Here is a 20,735-nt window from a genome sequence, read left to right as displayed (position 1 = left end):
AAAGGCTCGTCCCGAGTGGCGGACGGTGAGAGCATGAAGGCCGAAAGGTGGGAGGGCGTTTACTCCTTTGAGGACAGTCCATTTTTGATGGAGATTCTGACGGAACTGAGGGACGAGAGAACAGGGCCAATAGCCTTCAGGAAGGGCCTCGTCAAGCTCGGCCGCTACATGGCCTACGAGCTGACGAAGACGATGGAAACCGAGAAGGTTCCGGTCAAGACCCCGCTGGAGGAAACCGAGGGCGTAATCGTCAGGGACAGGCGCAACGTGGTCATAATAACCGTTCTCCGCGCGGCGATTCCTCTGATGGAGGGCCTCATCAAGGTGCTCGACCACGCGCGCGTTGGCATCGTCTCGGCATCGCGCGGAAAGGCCCCAAAGTTCGAGATTGAGATGAACTACGTCAAGATTCCCGAGATAAGGCCCGAGGATACTGTCATAGTTGCCGACCCGATGATAGCGACCGGCTCGACGCTGATTAAGGTCCTCGACGAGGTCAAGCGCTACGGGAAGCCGAAGCGCCTGGTTGTCGTTGGAGTGCTGGCGGCTCCTGAAGGAATAGAGAGGATAAAAAGTAGGCACCCCGAGGTTGAGGTGTTCGTTGCCAAGGTCGACAGGGAACTGAACGACAAGGGCTACATTCTTCCCGGCCTCGGCGACGCTGGCGACAGGGCCTTTGGAGCCCCGGTCAAGCTTCAGTAAAGCTTCCCGCCCTCTTCCCTCAGCTTCTCTTTCTCCTTTTCGAGCTTCTTCTTATCCTCAAAGAGCTTGGCCCAGTAGTGGTAACCTATCCGTCCGAAGAGAGTCGTCGCGGTGTTCATGAATCTCCCAGCGTAGGCCCCGATTAGTGAAGCGACGACGAGAAGGCCAACGAAGAAGCCCGCTTCGTCCCAGCTGTACCTGCCGAGCATGTGGAGACTGTAACCAAGGGCCCCCAGGATAAAGGCGAAAACACCCCCAACGAGAACGACGAGCAGAACCTTGTACCCATATCGCTCCATGAATAGGGCGAAGTCCATCTTCCCCACCAATTAAATTTTGAGGAGAACCGTTTTTACGTCTTTCGGTTGGGTCAGCCAGTGCCAGTCTCTTCATCCGGTAGCAATCCGACCGGTAAACGCTCGTCATCCCCCTGCTCTATCCTCCAGTGCCTTTTTAAACCCTGTGGAGAACAAGCCTCGGCCGATGACGAGCGTTAGCCACGCTGACGGTGATGAGAAGAGGGTTAGCCGAGGCCACTTCTCGATACAAACCTCAGAAACTCCTTCAGAAACTTCATTCCAGCTTTGTTATTCACCGCCTCTGGATGGAGTGATAGGAAGAACGTCCCGTTTATGTTAGCGTAGGCGCTCTCGGCGCTGGTTAGCTCGTAGGGGAGAAGGAACGAGGGCATGTACCAAGTGTACTCCCTGTTGTAAATCGGTTCAACGGTACCGTTCGGGAAGTAGATGAAGTCCTCGCCGATGACCGTTACATTGTGCCAGAGCAGAACAGATAGGGCATCCCTGGAGAGCGAGTAGCGCGGGGCGATGAAGTATTTCGGTGTGACGTTGAGATACGACAGGGCCTTGAGCCCGAGCTCAAGCTTTCTCTCGGCCGTACTCACGTTGCAACTGAATTCGTCGCCGATGTGGGTGTAGCCGTGGAGCTCGATGTGGTAACCTTTGCGCCTGAGCTCCTCAAGGAACTCCATGAACTCCCTATACTTCCAGATGGGCATCTCGCCCCCGTGGTCCGGAATCACGAAGAGGTAAGTCTCGTTCTGGAGACCGTACTCATCGATAACGGCCGTTATCTGCCGTAGCTGTGGAAGGTAACCGGGGCTGACGTCGTGAACGAGTATTGCAAAGCGCCCGAATACGGGAACGTATGCGGGTCGGGAAAGTGAGCTCGAGGATAGCAGAACCAGAGCGACAACGATGAGCGTTATGGCGTTCCTTAATGACTTCATCAAAGAAAGGGGGGAAGAATGCGTAAAAACCTTTCTAAAGGTGCTTTGAGAGGAAGTCCCTCACCCTGGCCTTCCACTCCTCCGGGTGGAACTTCAGCGTCCTGACGTGCGGCGCATCCGTGACCCACAGCTCGACGTCCTGGTTTACATTTTTGTTCCGTTCGTAGAACTCCCTCACTTCCTCGGGCCTTACGAGGGGGTCGTTTTCGCCGGCGATGAGAAGGAGCGGCTTTCTAACTTTATCCGCGTACTCGAGCATATTGAGCTCTTTGGCCCCGCTGAAGAGAACGGTAAACGGCTTGACGAAGGTGTAGAGCCACTCCGGGAGGTTTGCGAAGTACTTCAGGCCCCTCGCGCCGGTCTTGTCGAGGTAAATCGGGGGCGAGTCCGCGACACCGCAGGTGATTCCCTCGTCCTCGGCGAGGGCCCTTATGGTAACGACCGCACCCATTGAGAAGCCGATGAGGCCTATCTTCTCGGCCTTCTTAGGGTGGTTCTTCTTCAGCCAGTCCACGGCGGAGAGGACGTCAATCAGCTCCCTGTCGCCGACAGTGGTGAACTTCCCCTCGCTCTTTCCGTGGGCGCGGAAGTCAAAGACAAGGACGCTGTAGCCCTCTTTGAGCAGGAATTCGATAGTCTGCTTCATGTAAACCTCGTCCCACCTGCTCCTCGTGTAGCCGTGAAGGGGCATTACGACGGGGCCCTCGTTGGGAATCCACCAGGCACTGAGCTTCAGCCCGTCCTGCGTCTCGATTGTCACGTCCTCGTAATCGTAGCCGAGGTCCTTTGGTGTCCAGTCTCCGATGAAGCGCGGGGGTTTTACCATCTTGTAAGCAACAAACGCCGAAAATGCCAGGAACGCCACGATGAGAAGCGTGATGATTGCCAGTATCATACGCCATCACCCAACTCATCTAAGAGTTTTTCGAGCTTCTCTTTCAAAGGAGGCAAGTCCTTAACGACGGTTATCCACACAATTTCAGGATTAACACCAAAGTAACCATGGATAAGCCTGTCTCTCATACCTGCCATGGCCTTCCAGGGAATCTCGGGATGCTTCTCGCGAACTTCTCTGGGAACTGCCTTTGAGGCCTCTCCTATGATTTCAATGCATCTGATGACTGCATACACCGTTTTTTCGTCCCTAACGAAGTCCTGGAAATCGAGACCTTCTATGAAACGCTGGGCCTTTTCAATGTGTTCGATGATGTCTTTAATGTACAAATCATATCGTCTCATACCTTCACGGCCTCCCGTGAAACTTCGTCCCAGAGTTCTTTTCTAAGGGAGTTTTTTGGAACTACATCGACCTCAACTCCAAGAAGCTCTGAGAGATGAACCTGGAGCATCGATATCGTCAGCAGACCAACGGGCTGTTCAAACTCCACAAGAAGGTCAAGGTCACTGTCAGTTCTCTGTTCATTTCGAGCGTACGACCCGAATATTTCGATGTCTTTAACGCCGTAAAGTTTTCGAAGCTCATCAAAGTGCTCCCTGATTACACGCCTAGCGTCTTCAAGGGTAATCATACATCCCACCAGTTAAGGTTTTGAAAAAGAAAGTATTTAACCCTTCTCGGCCTCCAGGTTCTTCATGAACCAAATCATGGGCATCGCGAGGAGCACCAAGACGGCACCAAGCGGGAAGAGCACCCTGTAGTTCTCGCCGGCGAGCTGGACAATGGCCCCTCCAAGGATACCCGCAAGGAGAACCGGCAGCGAGCGCGTGGCCTCGAAGAAGCCGTAGTACCGACCGGTGAAGGCTTCCCTCTCGAACTTGGTCAGAAGGTCACCGATTACCGGATACGATGAGGCCATGAGGATTCCCCAGCCGATTCCCGCTATTCCGAGGGCTATCGTTATCTCGGTCTTCGTGCTTATGAACCAGCCCCAGAGCTGGGGGAGTGCGAAGATAACGCCACCGAGGACTATGCTGAGCCTCCTGCCGAGCTTGTCGTAGAGTATTCCTCCCGGGAGGGCACCGAGGAGGACGGTGACGTTGAAGAGGGCCATGAGGTAGAGGCCGAGGGAGGTTACGGCCTTGATGTTTTCCTCCGTCGCCGAGCCATAGAGGATGAACGCGAGTATTCCATAGAGGAAAATCGCTATGAACTCGAAGCTCATCCACCAGAGGGTTTGAGCGGCGTAGAACTTGAGGAAGTCCCGGTTTTCAACGATGCTCTTCAGGTAGTCCGCGAGGCTCTCGTTCTCCTCGATTTCAGGCGCCTCGGGCTCCCTAACAACGAAGTACACGAAGAGCGCCGCGCCGATTAGGAAAAGGGCGGTGATGAGGAATGGTATCTTGAGGTAGGGCGTCTGGGCGAGGGCCTTTATTCCCTCGTTTTCTCCAGTCATTGAGACGGCCTTGGCGATGAGGTAGCCGGCCAGGCCGAAGAGGAATAGGTTGCCTGCCCACTCCAGAAGCGTTATGACGCCGCTCGCGGTTCCCCTGTGGCCGCTCTCGACTGTGTCAGGCATGAGGGCGCGGTACTGGGCAGTGTAGATGTGCATCGAGAGGTAGAAGAAGCCGAGGGTCATGGCGAATCCCCACAGCGGAACGCCCATCGAGTAGGCGGTGTAAATCATGAGCACGGCGATTCCAGAGAGGATTCCACCGACCATGATAAACGGCCTTCTCCGCCCGTGCCTTGAGCGCAGGGTATCGCTGTAATAACCGAGCAGAACCGGGATGAAGAGGCCGATGAAGCCCTCAACGGCCAGGATAGTACCCTTGATGAATGCCGACTCGGTGTAACTTGAAAGCAACGGGAAAGAGAGCCCCTTGTTGAGGGACCAGCCCACGCTCCTGCTGAAGCCGAGCAGGGCCAAACCGAGCACAACACTCCAGCTGAACTTCTTCTCCACAGAGACCACCTCCGTCAATCCATATCCGGAACGTAGTCCAGTGCATCTCCCCGCGTGCGGACTACATCACCGCGTTTAACGAACTGCACTGTCACCAGCGCCAAGATGAAGAACACCATGGCGAAGGGAAGGAGCGTCTCATAACCTATAACATCGAGGAACGCTCCGGCAAGAGGAGGTGCGAGGAGATTAGCGGCCTGGCTGAAGAAGTAGTAGAGACCCGTGTAACCTCCAAGCTTCTCCTCGGTCGTCATGTCAACTACCATCGGCAACGAGTTGACGTTGACCATCGCCCAGCCGATTCCCCCGAGGAAGAACAGCCCCATGAAGGTCATTATAACAGGGTCAGAGAGGCTCGGGCTTGAGGGTCTTGACGTCTGTCCCACGAAGAAAGCCCCCAGCATTATTGCAACAACCATGAGGAGGCCGAGCGTTATTGTTCTCCTCCTCCCGAGCCTTGCCCCGATAAAGCCAGCTGGAATTGCAAAGAGCATAAAGCTTAAACTGAAGACGCCGAGCATAAACGCTCCGGTGCTCTCAATTTTCCTTGTCAGCTCGGTTTCCGGCGCACCCACTGGGATTCCATAGAGATGGTATTTGACGTAGCTCGTGAAGAACGTCTCAAGGGAGTTGAAGGCCACGAACCAGAAGAACACCGCGAGGAGAATGGCCAGAAGGCTCCTCTCGTGGCTGGCAAAGACGTCCTTGAGATTCTCCTTGAGCTCACCGAAGCTCTTGTGGGACGTTTCTGCCAGCAACTTCCTTAGACTAATCTTCTCGCCGGAAACGCGGAACTCTTCCGGCTCAGGGACGGCAAGAACAACGAGGAGGTTCGCCAAGAGCATTATTGCAGCACCGAAGTAGAAGGGGTAGGCGTAGTTCATGTCGTAGAGAACCTTGCCGCCGAAGTACGCCAGAAGCGCTCCAAGACCGCCCATGAAGTTGATTATTCCGTTGGCCTGGCTTCTCTTCTCGCTCGGAGTTATATCGGGCATGAAAGCAACGACCGGCGAGCGGAAGAGGGCCATGAAGAAGTTCATGAGGATTATCGTGCCCATGAAGAGCGCGAGGTTGCCGTGCTCTCTAGCTATTGGAATCAGCGCGAACATCAACGCCGCCGAAGGGGCGCCGAGGAGAATGTAGGGCTTGCGCCTGCCGAGCTTCGTCCGGGTCATGTCGCTGAGCGCGCCGAGGAACGGGAGCAGTAGAACCGCGAAGAGGTTGTCTATGGTCATGATGAAGCCCGTAACCGTTTTGCTCATGTGAAACGTGTCCTGGAGGAAAATCGGTATGTAAGCGTTGTAAAGGGCCCAGATTATGCTGATACCAAAGAAACCGAAGCCAAGGATGAATATCCTGCTGTATTTAAACTCCATGCCATCCACCCTCCAGTCGTGCATCTATATAGACTATAGTGTTATGGAAGAGGCTTTTAAGGCTTGTGAGTTCATTTTTGAGCGGTAGTAAAGATGACACCTTCGAACAATGAGCTCCAATTCATCCTCGGGCACAGAGGATTCAGGGGACACCTAGAAAACACACTACCGGCTTTCAAAAGGGCGTTAAGATACGCCGATGGAATAGAGTTCGACGTCAGGCTGACGGGAGACGGAAGGCTCGTGGTGCTTCACGACGGGGAGTTCAGTGCAGACGGGAGAAACTACAGGGTGGAAACGGTAACATACAGGGAACTCCTACGCCTTCACCCGCTCGGAAAACTCGTTCCAACCCTCAACCGGGTTCTGGAGCTCTCACCAAAAGTCATGAACGCAGACGTTAAGGACCCGAACGCGCTCTCGCTTCTGATTGGAGAGCTTGAACGGAAAAACTTTCTGGAGAGGACTGTCATATCAACGGACGACCTGAGTATCGCGATGAGCGCCATTAAGGAGTGTCCCGATTGCAGAGTGGGATTTTCAATAACCTGCGCCCTAAACCTGGGGCTAAGTCTAAGACAACTTAGGGGCATTTATTCAATCCATGTCCCCCTTGACCTCGCCCGGTACGTGGGAATGCGCGGTCTGCTGACACTTCTCAGATTATACCGCAGAAAAGGCCTCCAGGTTTGGCTCTGGAACTACAGGATGAACGAGCTCTCCCTCATCCCAACGCTATCCCACATCGTCAACGCGGTCATCTCCGATGACCCCGCGAGGCTGAAAAGGTTTTTATCGTTAAAGTTCAACCGGGGCAACACCGGAGGCGGTTAAAATGTGGGAAAGCGACAGGGTTATCGTTCTCGGCCATAGGGGCTGCATGGGGAAACTGCCCGAGAACAGCCTGCTGGCCTTTAAGAAGGCCGTTGAAGCCGGAGCAGACGGCGTTGAGCTCGACGTTTGGCTGACCAAGGATGGAAAGGTAGTGGTCATGCACGACGAGACCATAGACAGGACGAGCGACATGAGCGGAAGGCAGAAGGACATGACGCTTGAGGAGCTCAAGAAGGCCGACATAGGGCTTGGCGAGAGGATTCCAACGCTGGAGGAGGTTTTTGAAGCCCTTCCCGATGATGCCCTCATCAACGTTGAGCTCAAGGACAGGGACGCAGTTGAAGAGGTCGCCAGGATTGTGAAAGAAAACAACCCGGAGAGAGTTTTGATTTCGTCCTTCGACGTTGAAGCCCTTAGAGGATACCGCAGGTTCGACAAAGAAACCAGAATGGGACTTTTGATTGAGAGTGAGGACGTCCTGCCAATGGTTCCAAAGCTCAAGGAAGAGCTCAACCTCTGGTCGGTTAACGTCCCCATCGAGGCAATACCGGTTCTCGGTTTTGAAAAGACGGTTCAAGCCCTTGGCTGGGCCCGCTCCCTCGGGCTCAAGGTCGTCCTCTGGACCGAAAACGACGAGCTGTTCTACAAGGACGACAACCTGCTGAAGCTCAAGGGGCTCTTCGAGGTCGTGATAGCGAACGACGTCGAGAGGATGCTCTCCTACCTCAAGAACGCTGGACTCAGGTAAACTTTTTAAGGTTTTTCATTTTACTTTCCCCGGTGGGGTAAGTGGAGAGGGCCGTTTACCTGCTCATCATAATCGTTGCACTTCTCTCGGTTTCCCTTACAGTCCCATCCCACACGTACTCCCCACCTTACGCGGGCTTCTTCGGGAGCACCATCAATACCTATGAGAAACCACCAAGATGGGTCGGCTACGTTGAGTGCACCGCGGACACGAGTTCCTACTACAGCTACGTAGTGAACTGGACGCTAAGATATCCGCACGACTACGGCGTCTCCGAACCCGGGGTGTTCAGAACAACGATTCTTGTGAGGAACTGGAGCAGATTTTTTGAGGAGATGCCCTCGGGGTGCCACGTCCTCGGACGGAACTCGCTCAATTACGATGACAAGCTTTATAGGGCGTCGGAGAGGCTCAAGAACCTAACCGCCGGCACGCCAGACTACGAAAAGCTCAAACCGTTCTTTGGCTTTGCGAGTTCTCCGGAAACGCCCGTCAACGTGACGGGGGTTAAGATTACAGTCTTTTCCACAGGCCCGATGAAGCCAGTGAAGCTACCGTTCGTGATAACCTGGCTGGGGATTCTAATTGTTGGTATCGCAGGAGCCCTCGTGAGCTATAGGCGGAGCAAATCCCTTCTCGCGGTCTTCCTTATCACGGTTATTCTGAGCGCCATCTTCTTCGAGGAGTACATTCAAATGGAAAGAAAAATCTCCGGAACGGCGGAGGCGTTTAACGAGCTACTGACCCTGAACTCCACCAGCGGATGGTGCACCGAGATAGGAGGTGCTCAGGGGGATTTCAGCTCCCGCGATGATGTCAACTGGTTTCTCAAAACAGTAGAGAAGAACAACGCAACTGTAAGTTCGGTCAGATGGGAGGACACGGTTCTGAGAATCCACGTTAAGGTGAATATGAACAACTACAAGAGAATCATTGAGGCGTTTAAAGAGAGGGGCTGGGAGACCTCGGTGATTGACTCCGAATACCTCAATGCCCTCCTTGAAGAGAGACACGGGACACGGGAGATAAACGAGACATTAACGACGCTTGAAAAATATCTGCCGTATCTAACCCCTGACGAGAGGAAAGCCGTCGAGGATTATATGGCCAACCTAAACGAGACACTTCACCAAGATAGAGACCAGAAGAACTTATGCATAGCAGTTTTTGCCACTAACCCCGAGGCGATAATCCCAGACTACGGGGGCCACTCCGATTTCCTGGCCAAATTTGCCCTCGTTGCCGTGTTTGTGGGGCTCGCGCTGGGGAGGCGCCGGGGCGATGAAACACAATAAGACCATCTTCATTTGCATCGTTGCCCTTCTGTTTATGGTGCTCGCGACAGCCATTCCACCGGAGAGGTACTCCGGCCCGGGCGACCGTTTCATTCCCACCAATGGGAAGTTCAACAAAATCCTTCACTCACTCAACGCTACAAGCCTCTGGAACTGCACCCCCAAGGCGTCAATGGTCGTCGAGTGCAGGGTTTATACCGAGGGTGAGCTCAACGGGACGTTATCATTCTTCAAGAGCCTCCCCCACGACAGCATCGTTCTATATGCGGGAGAAGGGGGTTCATTTAACGTCATTCTGACGGAGGAAAAAGGGTTCAAAGAAAAACTTCCAAAAACATGCAAGCCTATTAACCAAAAGGCCACGGCAATAACGGTAAGCCAAACCGAAAGGAAAAAGCTAATGGAGAAGCTCCGGGCGCTTGGGGAGCTGGAGACTGTTATAAAGAATCCGGCAGAAAAGGCGATTGTTCAAGAAAGAATAATTGAGCTCGAATACGCACTCGGCATAAGGGGAAGAGAGAACGTGTGCAATATTACCTCCGTGGACGTAAACATCCTGTATCCTCCCAAGAAGAGCAACGTACCATTGATGGTCGCCCTCTGGATGGGTGCGGGTCTCGCAGGACTCATCGGCATCGTCTTAGTGAGAAGAGGACGGCTGAGAAGGGTTGATTACATACCGTTCGTGGTTTTCTTAACCCTCTCCCTGTTCTTTTTAGGAGTATACACCCACTACACCTTCAAGGAAAGGAGCGAAGAAAGGGGAATCAAAGAACTAACGGCACTGAACAAAACCAACGCAACGATAAGTCCTTCCCCGTATTTCCTAGCCGTTTATGGAGCTCTTGAATGGGAAAGCGATGCGAAGAAATTTGAAACCCTTGTAAAGAGGTTCAACTTAAGCGTTCGGGTTGAGATTGTCGGAGAATCTATACTCGCGGAGGGAACGCTCCCCCTAAATGACCTTGAAGCGTTTAAGGAAACTACCCGTACTGTAGGATTCTACGTTGGAACCTGGCTCAATGACACGGAGAATTATGACGAGCAAATACGGAAGCTCGAAAGGATTAACCGGATAATCATGGCCCATTTAGCGGATATATCCCCGGAAAGCAGAGAGGTACTGTCCGAAATTATTGAAGAGAACAGAAAGGCCGTCCAAATGCTAAGGGCAGGAAAGAATCTTGTGTTCATTCAAATACTGGTGGACTCCTCCCACTCCCCAAGCCCGAGTGATTACCATCATATTTCCAAAGTACTCTCGTCGCTCGGTGCTCTCGTGGGGGTTTCATACCTTGTTGCATCGGAAGATAAACGAAACCGTTAATACCTCCAGTGCAGAGGTTCAACCTCGGTGGTCGTATGGAGCGCTACGTCCTATCACTGGATGAGGGAACTACCTCAGCCAGGGCGATAATCTTCGACAGGGAGAGCAACGTAATAGGAATCGGACAGTACGAGTTCCCCCAGCACTATCCCAAGCCCGGCTGGGTAGAGCACAATCCGGAGGAAATCTGGGACGCGCAGTTCAGGGCCATCAAAACCGCTCTTGAGAGGGCGAAGGTGGAGCCGGGCCAGATAGCGGCAATCGGTGTTACAAATCAGAGAGAAACTACGATAGTCTTTGACCGCGACGGAAAACCGCTCTACAACGCGATAGTCTGGCAGTGCAGGAGAACGGCCGAGATGGTCGAGGAGATAAAGCGCGAATACGGGGACGTGATAAAGGAGAAGACCGGCCTCGTCCCCGATGCTTACTTCTCCGCGAGCAAGCTCAAGTGGCTCCTCGACAACGTTCCAGGTCTAAGGGAGAGGGCGGAGAAGGGCGAAGTCCTCTTCGGAACCGTTGACACGTTCCTAATCTACCGCCTCACTGGCGAGCACGTAACCGATTACTCCAACGCCTCAAGGACGATGCTCTTCAACATAAAGAGGCTCGACTGGGACGACGAGCTGCTCGAAATCTTCGGGATTCCGGAGGAGGTCCTGCCCGAGGTGCGGGAGTCGAGCGAGGTCTACGGCTATACCAAGAGGGAACTCCTTGGGGCAGAGATTCCGGTGAGCGGCGACGCCGGTGACCAGCAGGCGGCTCTGTTCGGGCAGGCCGGCTTTGAGACCGGAATGGTGAAGGCCACCTACGGAACGGGAAGCTTTATCCTCGCCAACACGGGAAAGACTGTCCGCTACTCAAACAACCTGCTCACGACAATAGCATGGGGACTCAACGGAAAAGTCAGCTACGCCCTCGAGGGGAGCGTCTTCATAACCGGTGCCGCCGTCCAGTGGCTCCGCGACGGAATAAAGATTATCAAGCACGCCTCTGAAACGGAAGAACTTGCAAGGAAGCTCGAGAGCAACGAAGGGGTGTATTTCGTCCCGGCTTTCGTCGGCCTTGGTGCCCCGTACTGGGACCAGTTTGCGAGGGGGCTGATAATCGGCATAACGCGCGGAACCGGCAGAGAGCACCTCGCGAGGGCAACTCTGGAGGCGATAGCCTACCTGACGCGCGACGTCATAGAGGAGATGGAGAAGCTTGTCGGGATAAAGGAGCTCCGCGTTGACGGCGGGGCAACGGCGAACGACTTCCTGATGCAGTTCCAGGCGGACATACTGAACAGGCGCGTCGTCAGGCCCGTAGTCAAGGAAACCACCGCGCTCGGCGCGGCGTATCTGGCTGGACTGGCCGTCGATTACTGGGAGAGCCTCGAGGAGATAGAGAGCCTCTGGAAGGCGGAGAAGGTGTTCGAGCCTGGGATGGACGAGGAAACAAGGAGAAAGCTCTACCACGGCTGGAAGGAGGCGGTAAAGAGGGCTATGGGCTGGGCGAAGGTCGTTGGGGTCTGACGAAAGGGTTATTACTGTTTCCTCCAATTATTTTCAGGTGGGAACATGGAGACAGTCGAGGCCGTCTACGAGAACGGTGTTCTAAAACCCCTAAAACGGGTGAATCTCAAGGAAGGTGAGAAAGTAACCGTTGTCATAAAGCGGGACGTCCTGAAGCTTGCGGGAAGTGTTAAGAGAGCTGTTAGCGTTGAGGAGCTGGAGGAGGCTTACCATGAGTACGTTCTCCACAGGGGAAAGGGTCTTCCTTGATACCTCTTTCATCTTGAATTTCCTTTTCGGAGACGAGAGGGCAGTGATTGCACTTGAAAAAATGATTGACGAAGGAACGAGGTTCTACATCAACCCAACAGTCATTGGTGAGGTCTGGTTTCAGCTCATGGCTAACGAGTACGTGAAAAAGCATGGAAGGTACTCAACCTACGGCATAAGAGAAAAAGTCGGAGAAATTAAAGAAGCCATCAACGTGGCCGATGAGTTCTTTAGTGCACTTCCCGAGCTTGAGGTAGTTGAGATAACGGAGAGAACCGTGGAAATTGCACGGAGACTAATTGAGGAACACAACCTGCTTCCCAACGACGCTATGATTCTCGCCTCATGTATTCAGTACGGGATTAAGATGATTGCCACCTTTGACTCTGATTTTAAGAATGTTCCAAACATTGAAACCCTGCCATGATAAATGAACATCTCCGTCCATCCGAACCCTGTCCTGCCCTGTCCTTTTTTCTAATGCGCTTAAGAGTTCTTTCCTCGCCTTTTCGCCAAACTAAAGGTTAAGGAAAGCTTTAAAACATCCAAAACCCTTTCTCACGTTAAATCGAGGTGAAGGTTATGAAGACGAAAGTCGCTATAATAGGGGCAGGAATTAGCGGGGCGAGCATAGCGAGGGTTCTCAGCAGGTACGAGAACCTCGAAGTCCACCTGATAGAAAAAGCTCCTGATGTTGGCTGGGGAGTGAGCAAGGCCAACACGGCTCTGATTCACGGCGGCTACGACGACGACCCCGAGAAGTACCCGACGAGGGCCAGGCTGTGCATAAGGGGAAACAGGCTCTGGCACCAGTGGGTCAAGGAGCTTGAGATTCCGCACGTCTGGAACGGGACATTGATAGTCGCGACGAAGGATGAGGACTTCGACGAGCTCGAGAGGCTTTTGGAGCGCGGAAGGAAGAACGGCGTTCCGGAGATGAGGCTCGTTGATAAGGAAGAGCTCTTCCACCTTGAACCCAACCTCACGAGGGAAGCGATTGGAGCTTTATGGGTTCCAATAGTGGGCCAGATTGGGCCGATTCCGGCCGTTATCGCGATAACCGAGAACGCCGTTGCGAATGGCGTGAAAACGCACCTCGAGACGGAGGTCACTGGAATAAAGGTCGAGAACGGTGAGGTCAGGGGCGTTGAGACGAAGGACGGCTTCATCGAGGCGGACATCGTTATCAATGCAGCGGGTCTTTACGCGGACAAAATAGCGAGAATGGTGGGTATAGACTACTTCGAAATCCACCCGAGGAAAGGTGAGTACTGGATTTTTGACGACGACGTTCCCGGGCCGAAGCGCGTCCTCTTCCCGACGCCGACGCCGATAAGCAAGGGAATAGTTGTAACCACCGAGATTTCCGGCCATCTGATGATAGGGCCGAACGCCCAGGACTTACCGCCGGAGGAGAAAGAAAACCTCGCCACGACCAAGGAGGGCCTTGAGCAGGTCTGGGAAGGGGCCAAGAAGCTCTGGCCGCAGCTGCCCCCGAGGAGCAAGGTAATCAGGACCTTTGCAGGTCTAAGGCCCGAGCCGACGGGAGGGGACTTCATAATCAAGGCGGAGGAAGAGGTCTGGGGCTTCATCAACGTCGCTGGAATACGCTCACCTGGCCTGACGAGCGCCCCGGCGATAGCCTACGAGGTTGCCGAGATAATCGAGCGCGACCTTGGAATCGAGCTGAAGGAAAAGGAGAAGTGGAACCCCTACAGGAAGGAAATCAGCCACTTCTTCATGATGACGCCCGAGCAGGTGAACGAAGCCGTAAAGAAGAATCCATCCTATGGAAAGATAGTCTGCAGGTGCAACAACGTCAGCGAGGGCGACATCCTTGAGGCCATAGAGAGAATGAAGTTCATAGGCGTTAAAACGCCGAGCGTTGATTCCGTCAAGTTCAGAACCAAAGCTACAACGGGAACCTGCCAGGGAAGCTTCTGCAGGCCGAAGATTGTCCAGCTTTTGGCGAAGGAATACGGAGTCGAGCCGTGGGAAGTTACGCTGAAGGGTAAGGGAAGCGAGATTGGAATAGGAGACGTCAAGGTTCTCCTCAGGGGGGATGCCTGATGTTCCCGAGGATTCCGATGCTGAGCTACGACGTCGTTGTCATCGGTGGCGGTCCTGCGGGAATGGCGGCCGCTATTAAAGCCAAAGAACTCGGACTGAAGGTTTTGCTCCTTGACGAGAACGACTACCTTGGAGGAATACTCCCCCAGTGCATTCACCCCGGCTTCGGCCTGCACTACTATAAAGAAGAGCTGACAGGGCCCGAGTTCGCCTCGCGCCTCGCAAAGAGGCTGGTCGAGCTTGGGGTGGAGTACAGAACGGCGGCAAGGGTTCTCGAGATTAAAAACTACTCCGACCTCGAGAAGGTCGTAATCTTCACGTCGCCGAGCGGGGCTTATCAGGCTTGGGCGAAGGCCGTAATCTACGCCGCGGGAGCGAGGGAAAGGCACGCCTTCGAGATTGGAATCGTCGGCGACAGGGTTTCGGGAATCTACACGGCCGGAGAGGCCCAGACGCTGATGGATATCTACGGAATAATGCCCGGCAAGGAGATAGTCATCGTGGGTTCCGGCGACGTTGGGCTGATAATGGCGCGTCGCTTTGCTCTCGAAGGCGCGAAGGTTAAGGCCGTTGTCGAGCTGATGCCCTATCCCGGAGGACTGGCGAGAAACGTGATGATTCTCAGGGACTTTAACATACCCCTCTACCTCAGTCACAAAGTCGTGGAAGTCCGTGGAAAGGGCCGCGTTGAGAGGGTAAAGGTTGTCAGGGTTGATGAGAACCTCAACGAAATCTCCGGGAGCGAGTTCTGGATTGAGGCGGATACGTTGATAATATCGGCCGGCCTCGTCCCGAGCGTTAAAAAATTGAAGAAGATAGGCGTTGAGATTGACCCCTCAACTGGCGGGCCGGTCGTGAACGACAGGCTGGAAACCAGCGTCCCGGGAATATTCGTTGCCGGGAACTCGCTCCTGATAAACGACCTCGTTGACTACGTCGCGGAGCAGGGCGAGCTGGCGGCGGAGGGAGCCAAAGAGTTCATCGAGAACGGGGGAATCGAGAGCAGGAAGTGGGTTAAGGTGGAGAAGGGCGAAAACGTCCGTCTGCTGGTCCCGCACTACCTCAGTGGAGACAGAGACGTCTACCTCTATCTGCGAGTATCTAAGCCGATGGAGGACGTTGAGCTTAGAATTCCGGAGATAGGCAAGAGGATGAAGCTCCCGGTGGTCAAGCCTGCCGAGATGCTGAGGATAAAACTGAAGGCAGGGGAAATCAGGAAGGCCGAGAAGCTCACCGTGGAGGTGGTGAAGGCATGATATACCGCTTCACATGCATCGTCTGCCCCCTTGGATGTTCAATCGAGGTCGAGGTGGAGGACGGAAAGGTCAAAGAGGTCAGAGGATGCACCTGCCCGCGCGGTGAGGAGTGGGCGATTCAGGAAGTCACCAACCCAAAGAGGGTCGTGATGAGCGTCGTGCCGGTTGAAGGGGGAGCCTTGCCCACGGTGAGCGTCAAGACGGCCGAGCCGGTGCCGAAGGAGAAGATACCGGAGCTCATGAAGTTTCTAGCGAAGCTCAGGCTCAAAGCGCCGGTGAAGGTCGGAGAAACTGTTGCGGAGTGGGAGGGAATAAAAATAGTGGCGACGAGGGGAGCTTAGTCCCAGAGTCCATCAAAACGTGGGGCGTTTTCCACCCCTTTCGGCTTTTCTATTACCACGGGCTCGTTAATCTTGTTGAGGGCCTCGCTGTCGTGAACTATCACGTGCACTGGAATCGTGTCGTTGGTGAGTGGATGGGGGATATTGAGGGTGAGGTCAAAGTATGTCTCTATGTAGTAGGGAGTGCCATCCTTCTTGAGCTTCACGAGAACCCATCCCGCGTGGGTCTCGACGGTGCCGTTTATCTGGAAGAGCCTGTCCAAGGCATAAGTTCTTCCCGTGGCGTTGGCGAACTGCTCAAAAGTAACGTTGAGTTTGAACTGGTAACCGCCATCAACGGGCATTATGCTCACGTTGGTCGAGTTGAGGATTGCCCGTATCGCGTCGAGGTTGTAAGAGCCGGCGCCGGTTTCCTGATTATCGGTGGCGTTGTACCACTTGCCGTCAACTTTTAGGTAGGTGTCGTTGCCTTCAATATAAACGGGCCAGTTGAACGTCATGTTAAGACCACTATAGTAAACCCAACCGGTGTAGTTGCCGAGGGCCCTTTTCTTCACGCGGTCCATCATAGCGTTTATCCTGAAGTGCATGGTCATGTTGATGGTGGTATTGTCGTCAGGTATCGTGAAGTCCATGGCCATCGTGAAGTTCTCATCATAATGGGCCGTTTTTATGTTCTTTATGGCATTGATGACCTTCTCCTCGGTTAGGCCGGTGCTTTTACCAACACATCCAGCGGCGAGGACAACAATCGCAACGAGGAACAGCGAGAGGGCAACCTTCCTCATCACTACTACCCCCACTCGTTTTCAGATGGGAAAGGAGAATCGAGTTTAAATACTTTTCGATTGAGGAAAAATTGAAAATCGTACTGGATAAAACACCGTCATTGTAAGTGATTACAACCAGGGGAATATCGTTCATGAGAGAGAAGAAAGAGGTTAATGCCACTCCCCGAGAACCGTAAAGTTGCCCGTCAACAGGCCCTCACTTCCCCCAGCAGAGGTGTAAGTTCTCTGCTCGAAAACACCCCCAAGAGGTCTCCCGTTGGAATCCACACTAAGAACAAGCCTCATACTGAGCTTTGTGGTTATAATATAGGGGTTTTCGAGCGGGCCGGCGTTCACGGTCTCCGTTCTGTTGAGCTGGAACGTTAAGTGATAAATCCCATCTGAACGCGTGATGTTTACAAGCTTCCCGTTCTGGGCGACGTATCTGATGAAGTTCAAAACGTTCCACTCAATCCACGCACTGTTGAAGGCTAAATCTCTGAGAAAAGTATCGTTGGTCTCGGGGTTCAAAACAACGGCGTACTCCCTTCCATCCCTGGTTATCCTCCAGGACGCGCTGGAGTTCTGAAAGTTCATACAGGCGTAAACCGATTTCTCTGAAAGCCCGTTGGTAACGTTTGCAGTCCAGCAGATGGAATCGGGACTGTAGCTGGTGAGTGCTTCAATAACCTCCCCAGAAGTGAGGGTTCGAGTGCTGGAAGATGGCTGGAACGGCACGAACGAGGAGGTAAGAAACGTAAGGAGAAAAACAACAAAAACCGCCAGGAGAACGCGTTTCATCAGTTACCCCCCGAATTTCTGGAGGAAAATCTTCAAATCTGTTTTGAAGGGCTCCTCGGCGCGCTGAATTTCCTCATTCAGAAGCTGGAGGAAGTTCTCCTCGTCGGTCGCCTCCTCCCAGAGTCTCCTAACAAGGTTCTCCAGCCTGTCCCAGTACTCCACGTAGGGGCGGGCTTCAAAGAGGGCCCTTTCAAGCTTTTCGTCGTTCTTCACCGCCATCCCCTCCTGACGAGGTAATACCAGAACCTCTGCCTGTCTTCTTCCTCTCCCAGGATGAGGAAGTAGCGGAGGATTGAGAGGTTCACGAGGAGGAGGAATATCAGCATTATGTTGTAGGCCGGAACAGTCGCGCTCAGGAATGCAAAGTAGTCCCAGGTGAAGTGAAGGAGTATCGCAAGGGCGTAGAACTGAGCAAGGGAATCAACCTTTCCCTCAGCTTTTAGGCCGTAGCCGACGCCGATTATGGCAGTCCAGGTGCCGTGGGCGAAGGGCGTCAGGAATGCTCTCGTCAGCGTTACCGCGACGCCCCAGCCAAGGCCGTAGAGGAAGTTTTCAGTGGCGGCGAAGCCGAGACCCGCTGCGACTCCGTAGACGAGACCGTCCATTATGCCGTCCATCTGACCGGCCTTGTAGGGGAACCTGACCGCGAGGGCCTTAGCCGGCTCCTCAACGAGACCGGCGACGAGGGCAACGTAAAAGGCCGTCGTGGGCAGGATTGGCTGTATGAGCCCGCCGATGGTGAGAATGCTCTCGAGGATGTATGCGATGCCAACCGAGAGCGTTGCCCCAAGAAGAAACGTCGTTATGACGTAGCGCTTCGGTTCTGGCTCGTACTTATCCTTGTGATAGAAGTACCAGAGTATCGCGAGTGCCGGAGCGTAGGCGAAGAACAAAAGCGTTGTCAGCACGTCCATCGCTATCACCCATGAGGGTAATCTTTGAGGGGTTTAAACTTTTCGTCACAGCCGTGAGAGGGCTGTCCTAAGGCTGGAGAGCCGTCCAAAATCCAGGAGTTCATTACCAACGGGTACAAGAACCCTGAAGTCCTCACTATAAAACCTGAGGAACGGCGATACAATCTCCCTGAGGACATCGTTGCCGTAGGCCCAGGGGCTGAACGCGGGCAGGACTATGAGTTTCTCGCCGAGGAGAAAGGCCGGAACCTTAACGATGGCCCCAACCTCGTCCCTGAGCCTTATCGCCGGGTGCTCGTGGCCGATTATGAAGCGCTCGCCTTCAACGACCTTGTGGCCGTGAACGAGCTTCCACCTTCCGAGCTCAAGTTCATCAACGACCTCAACGCCGAGTTCTCTAAGCCAGAGCGTTCCAACGTCGTGGTTCCCCCTGACGAGGACTATCTCTTCAACGAGCGGATTAATCTCTTCGAAAAACGCCTTGAGCTCCGCCCTCTCGCGCCACTCAGGGATGAAGGAATGCTTCAGGTCGCCGTTTATGATTAGCCTCTTCGGCCTTTCGCGCCTTATTAGACCCTTTAAATCTCCGACGACCTCGTGGAAGACCCTGGGGAGGTAGAACCCCTCCCTGGCCATCGCTATCTCGTAGCCGAGGTGCAGGTCGGCTATGATGAGGTTTTTCCCGAGGAGCAGTGCCTTCTCAGGAAGGGGCTTTGGTTCCATGGTTTTAGGTTCGTTTAAATGCTTTTAAACTTTGTTAGGGAAACCGAAAAGGTTTTAAGTCCGTCCACCAAGGTAACAATGGTGAGTAAAAATGGCCTACATTGGGTTTGCGAGGAGTCCGCACGGGCCCGCGAGGACATACGAACTGATTCTTGAGGAGCTAAGGAAAAGGGGGTTCCGCGTTGATTTCTCAAAGCACCACTGGATGGGGGACGTTCCATTCGGGCTCGTCATCGCGGAAACGGATAACGGGAAAATAGCGGTCAGGTGGAACCTTGGGCGGGAATTCAGCCTCAAAATCGAAGAGGTAAGCGACGAGGACTGGGATGAGTTTGTGGAGGACACCCTGGAGTACCTCAGCGGCGATTGATGTAGTGGATTCCGGTTTCGTTCACCATTTCTTTGACCGCCTCAAGGCCCAGGAGCATGTAGTTTTTGTCCATAGGCGGCGCTATGTAGCCGATGTAGGAGCCGTTCACGAACTTCCAGCTACCAAGCTCGACGAAGTAAACCTCATCGCCGGTTGAGGAGCTCTTGCTCGTCCAAACGACTATTGAGAGCGTGTCAATTTCCTGACTGAAGTTAACTGCAAGGTAGCCGTAGCCAAGGTTCCCCTCGCATTCGGTATCGTTCGTTTCGAAGCCAAGGGCTTTCAACGTTCCAGCATCTATTTCATAAACGGTGAGCACTCCAGTTGGTGTAAAGTTGTAAACGTACGCAACGGAGCAGTCATCGAGGAGCCTGTCCCCGATGGTGAACTGCCACTTTCCCTCTGGAGGTGAAGGGCCGAGGTAAATCGCCGTAACGTTAGGGGGTGCAGGAGTTATACCACCCATGAGGTCCTTCCACCAAGGGCCTATGGAGAGGACTAGTATCGCAACAAACGCGACCAGTGAGAGTATCACTACCCTGCTCTTGAAGGGGCTCTTCATGGGCATCCTCCAAAGGTAGTTGGAGAACATCCTAAAAATAGTTTATCATTCTGGATGTTTTCTCTTTCGGACGTTCTCAATCACATCGAACAGGCTCCACAGGTCCCTTATGACGTGAAGGTGCGGGATTAGGGCGAGCTTCTCGCGGTTCTTCTCGACGAAGCGAGCGGTGAACGGGAAGTAGTACCACACGAACTCCGTGTTCTCGTCGCCTCTGCCGATGAAGCGCCAGGGCTTGTCGTCCACCCAGATGAAGGTCTCGTTCCCGTACTTTTCGCGGACGAGCTGAAAGGCCTCGTCGAGCGTCATCTCCCTGCCAAAGACGATGACGTCGTCGAAGAGGTCGTAGAGGCCGGCCATCTTCAGCCGTTTGACCTTCATGCCGTCTATGAAGTCCTCTGCCGAGAAGGAGATGACCGTGTGGCCCTCCTCCTTGAGCTTTTTAAGTAACTCCGGGGCGTCGTCTATGGGCTGACTAAGCTTCGCCCTCTCGATGAACCACGTCTCGAAGAACTTCGTCCGGAGGAAGAACGGCGGTTTGTGGGTCTTTTTATGGCCACCAAGGCTCGGTCTCTCGAACTGGAGCTCGATTCTCGTCAGGAGCTTCGCCCACAGCCCCTTTCCAGGGAGCCAGCGGTAGCGCTTCTCAAGTGCCCGCTTAAAGGCCTCCTCTATGCAGGAGTAGCTGTCCACGAGCGTTCCGTCGAAGTCGAAGCCGATTATCATGCCCATCCCCCACGAAGTTATCGGGCCGGCTTTAAGGCTTT

26 protein-coding genes are annotated in these 20,735 nt (G+C 53.8%); 12 read left to right on the top strand and 14 right to left on the bottom strand.

Features of this window, described 5'->3' with window-relative positions; genetic code table 11:
• The first annotated feature begins 33 nt into the window (after positions 1-33).
• Positions 34-702, top strand: coding sequence for a uracil phosphoribosyltransferase (gene upp / locus BD01_RS00405; RefSeq protein ID WP_042688793.1), 669 nt, complete (start codon positions 34-36; stop codon positions 700-702).
• Here upp and BD01_RS00400 read toward each other — a convergent pair.
• The 7 genes from BD01_RS00400 to BD01_RS00370 form a co-directional block, all read right to left on the bottom strand.
• Positions 696-1,019: a hypothetical protein gene (locus BD01_RS00400; RefSeq protein ID WP_042688791.1), complete on the bottom strand. Its 324-nt coding sequence runs from the start codon at positions 1,017-1,019 to the stop codon at positions 696-698. The two genes, upp and BD01_RS00400, sit on opposite strands and share 7 nt — an antisense overlap.
• Positions 1,020-1,225: 206 nt before the next feature.
• The gene (locus BD01_RS00395; RefSeq protein WP_042688788.1) at positions 1,226-1,951 is read right to left on the bottom strand and encodes a DUF2334 domain-containing protein; all 726 of its coding nucleotides are present in this window, start codon (positions 1,949-1,951) and stop codon (positions 1,226-1,228) included.
• A gap of 34 nt (positions 1,952-1,985) precedes the next feature.
• Positions 1,986-2,846: an alpha/beta hydrolase gene (locus BD01_RS00390; protein ID WP_042688786.1), complete on the bottom strand. Its 861-nt coding sequence runs from the start codon at positions 2,844-2,846 to the stop codon at positions 1,986-1,988.
• The gene (locus BD01_RS00385; RefSeq protein WP_042688784.1) at positions 2,843-3,190 is read right to left on the bottom strand and encodes a HepT-like ribonuclease domain-containing protein; all 348 of its coding nucleotides are present in this window, start codon (positions 3,188-3,190) and stop codon (positions 2,843-2,845) included. The genes BD01_RS00390 and BD01_RS00385 overlap by 4 nt, the downstream gene beginning before the upstream one ends.
• Positions 3,187-3,480 (bottom strand): nucleotidyltransferase family protein, encoded by a 294-nt coding sequence (locus BD01_RS00380; protein ID WP_042688781.1) that lies wholly within the window; start codon positions 3,478-3,480, stop codon positions 3,187-3,189. The genes BD01_RS00385 and BD01_RS00380 overlap by 4 nt, the downstream gene beginning before the upstream one ends.
• A 36-nt stretch (positions 3,481-3,516) precedes the next feature.
• Complete coding sequence (locus tag BD01_RS00375; protein ID WP_042688779.1) at positions 3,517-4,815, bottom strand: MFS transporter; 1,299 nt, start codon at positions 4,813-4,815, stop codon at positions 3,517-3,519.
• A 14-nt stretch (positions 4,816-4,829) separates the two neighbouring features.
• Positions 4,830-6,191 carry an SLC45 family MFS transporter gene (locus tag BD01_RS00370; protein ID WP_042688777.1) on the bottom strand — a complete coding sequence of 454 codons (1,362 nt, stop codon included), beginning with the start codon at positions 6,189-6,191 and terminating at the stop codon, positions 4,830-4,832.
• Between the two features lie 93 nt (positions 6,192-6,284).
• Between BD01_RS00370 and BD01_RS00365 the strand changes: the two genes are divergently transcribed.
• The 10 genes from BD01_RS00365 to BD01_RS00320 all read left to right on the top strand — a co-directional run bounded on the left by BD01_RS00365 (position 6,285) and on the right by BD01_RS00320 (position 15,828).
• Positions 6,285-7,025, top strand: a complete 741-nt coding sequence (locus BD01_RS00365; protein ID WP_042688774.1) for a glycerophosphodiester phosphodiesterase family protein — start codon at positions 6,285-6,287, stop codon at positions 7,023-7,025.
• Between the two features lies 1 nt (position 7,026).
• Positions 7,027-7,773, top strand: coding sequence for a glycerophosphodiester phosphodiesterase family protein (locus BD01_RS00360; RefSeq protein ID WP_042688772.1), 747 nt, complete (start codon positions 7,027-7,029; stop codon positions 7,771-7,773).
• 41 nt (positions 7,774-7,814) lie between these two features.
• On the top strand, positions 7,815-9,068 hold the full coding sequence (locus tag BD01_RS00355) for a hypothetical protein (RefSeq protein ID WP_042688769.1): 1,254 nt from the start codon (positions 7,815-7,817) through the stop codon (positions 9,066-9,068).
• Entirely contained in the window at positions 9,055-10,395 is a 1,341-nt protein-coding gene (locus BD01_RS00350; RefSeq protein WP_042688767.1) for a hypothetical protein, read from the top strand. Before BD01_RS00355 ends, BD01_RS00350 begins: the two co-directional genes overlap by 14 nt.
• A 35-nt stretch (positions 10,396-10,430) precedes the next feature.
• Positions 10,431-11,912: a glycerol kinase GlpK gene (glpK, locus tag BD01_RS00345; RefSeq protein WP_042688765.1), complete on the top strand. Its 1,482-nt coding sequence runs from the start codon at positions 10,431-10,433 to the stop codon at positions 11,910-11,912.
• A 45-nt stretch (positions 11,913-11,957) separates the two neighbouring features.
• Positions 11,958-12,161, top strand: a complete 204-nt coding sequence (locus BD01_RS00340) for an antitoxin family protein (RefSeq protein WP_014122534.1) — start codon at positions 11,958-11,960, stop codon at positions 12,159-12,161.
• Positions 12,124-12,588 (top strand): type II toxin-antitoxin system VapC family toxin, encoded by a 465-nt coding sequence (locus BD01_RS00335; RefSeq protein WP_084606305.1) that lies wholly within the window; start codon positions 12,124-12,126, stop codon positions 12,586-12,588. Before BD01_RS00340 ends, BD01_RS00335 begins: the two co-directional genes overlap by 38 nt.
• Before the next feature lie 155 nt (positions 12,589-12,743).
• Positions 12,744-14,231 (top strand): NAD(P)/FAD-dependent oxidoreductase, encoded by a 1,488-nt coding sequence (locus BD01_RS00330; protein ID WP_042688759.1) that lies wholly within the window; start codon positions 12,744-12,746, stop codon positions 14,229-14,231.
• The gene (locus BD01_RS00325; RefSeq protein WP_042688758.1) at positions 14,231-15,487 is read left to right on the top strand and encodes an NAD(P)/FAD-dependent oxidoreductase; all 1,257 of its coding nucleotides are present in this window, start codon (positions 14,231-14,233) and stop codon (positions 15,485-15,487) included. The genes BD01_RS00330 and BD01_RS00325 overlap by 1 nt, the downstream gene beginning before the upstream one ends.
• On the top strand, positions 15,484-15,828 hold the full coding sequence (locus BD01_RS00320; protein ID WP_042688756.1) for a DUF1667 domain-containing protein: 345 nt from the start codon (positions 15,484-15,486) through the stop codon (positions 15,826-15,828). The genes BD01_RS00325 and BD01_RS00320 overlap by 4 nt, the downstream gene beginning before the upstream one ends.
• Here the strand turns inward: BD01_RS00320 and BD01_RS00315 are convergent.
• From BD01_RS00315 to BD01_RS00295, 5 genes are all read right to left on the bottom strand, one after another.
• Positions 15,825-16,616 (bottom strand): hypothetical protein, encoded by a 792-nt coding sequence (locus BD01_RS00315; protein WP_042688754.1) that lies wholly within the window; start codon positions 16,614-16,616, stop codon positions 15,825-15,827. The genes BD01_RS00320 and BD01_RS00315 overlap by 4 nt on opposite strands.
• Before the next feature lie 153 nt (positions 16,617-16,769).
• A complete protein-coding gene (locus BD01_RS00310) occupies positions 16,770-17,399 on the bottom strand; it encodes a hypothetical protein (RefSeq protein WP_042688752.1) in 630 nt (209 codons plus the stop codon).
• Positions 17,400-17,402: 3 nt separating this feature from the next.
• Positions 17,403-17,618, bottom strand: a complete 216-nt coding sequence (locus BD01_RS00305; protein WP_042688750.1) for a hypothetical protein — start codon at positions 17,616-17,618, stop codon at positions 17,403-17,405.
• Complete coding sequence (locus BD01_RS00300; protein WP_042688747.1) at positions 17,609-18,313, bottom strand: PrsW family intramembrane metalloprotease; 705 nt, start codon at positions 18,311-18,313, stop codon at positions 17,609-17,611. The genes BD01_RS00305 and BD01_RS00300 overlap by 10 nt, the downstream gene beginning before the upstream one ends.
• A 45-nt stretch (positions 18,314-18,358) precedes the next feature.
• Positions 18,359-19,036: a metallophosphoesterase gene (locus BD01_RS00295; protein ID WP_042688745.1), complete on the bottom strand. Its 678-nt coding sequence runs from the start codon at positions 19,034-19,036 to the stop codon at positions 18,359-18,361.
• A gap of 91 nt (positions 19,037-19,127) precedes the next feature.
• Here BD01_RS00295 and BD01_RS00290 point away from each other — a divergent pair, with 91 nt between their 5' ends.
• Positions 19,128-19,406 (top strand): hypothetical protein, encoded by a 279-nt coding sequence (locus BD01_RS00290; protein WP_042688742.1) that lies wholly within the window; start codon positions 19,128-19,130, stop codon positions 19,404-19,406.
• Here the strand turns inward: BD01_RS00290 and BD01_RS00285 are convergent.
• On the bottom strand, positions 19,393-19,974 hold the full coding sequence (locus BD01_RS00285) for a hypothetical protein (RefSeq protein ID WP_156927369.1): 582 nt from the start codon (positions 19,972-19,974) through the stop codon (positions 19,393-19,395). The genes BD01_RS00290 and BD01_RS00285 overlap by 14 nt on opposite strands.
• A 39-nt stretch (positions 19,975-20,013) precedes the next feature.
• Positions 20,014-20,694 carry an HAD family hydrolase gene (locus BD01_RS00280; protein ID WP_042688737.1) on the bottom strand — a complete coding sequence of 227 codons (681 nt, stop codon included), beginning with the start codon at positions 20,692-20,694 and terminating at the stop codon, positions 20,014-20,016.
• Positions 20,695-20,735: the final 41 nt, after the last annotated feature.

The organism is Thermococcus nautili, assembly GCF_000585495.1.
In the GTDB taxonomy this organism is placed as follows: Archaea; Methanobacteriota_B; Thermococci; order Thermococcales; family Thermococcaceae; genus Thermococcus; species Thermococcus nautili.
This window is presented reverse-complemented; position numbering and strand designations above follow the sequence as displayed.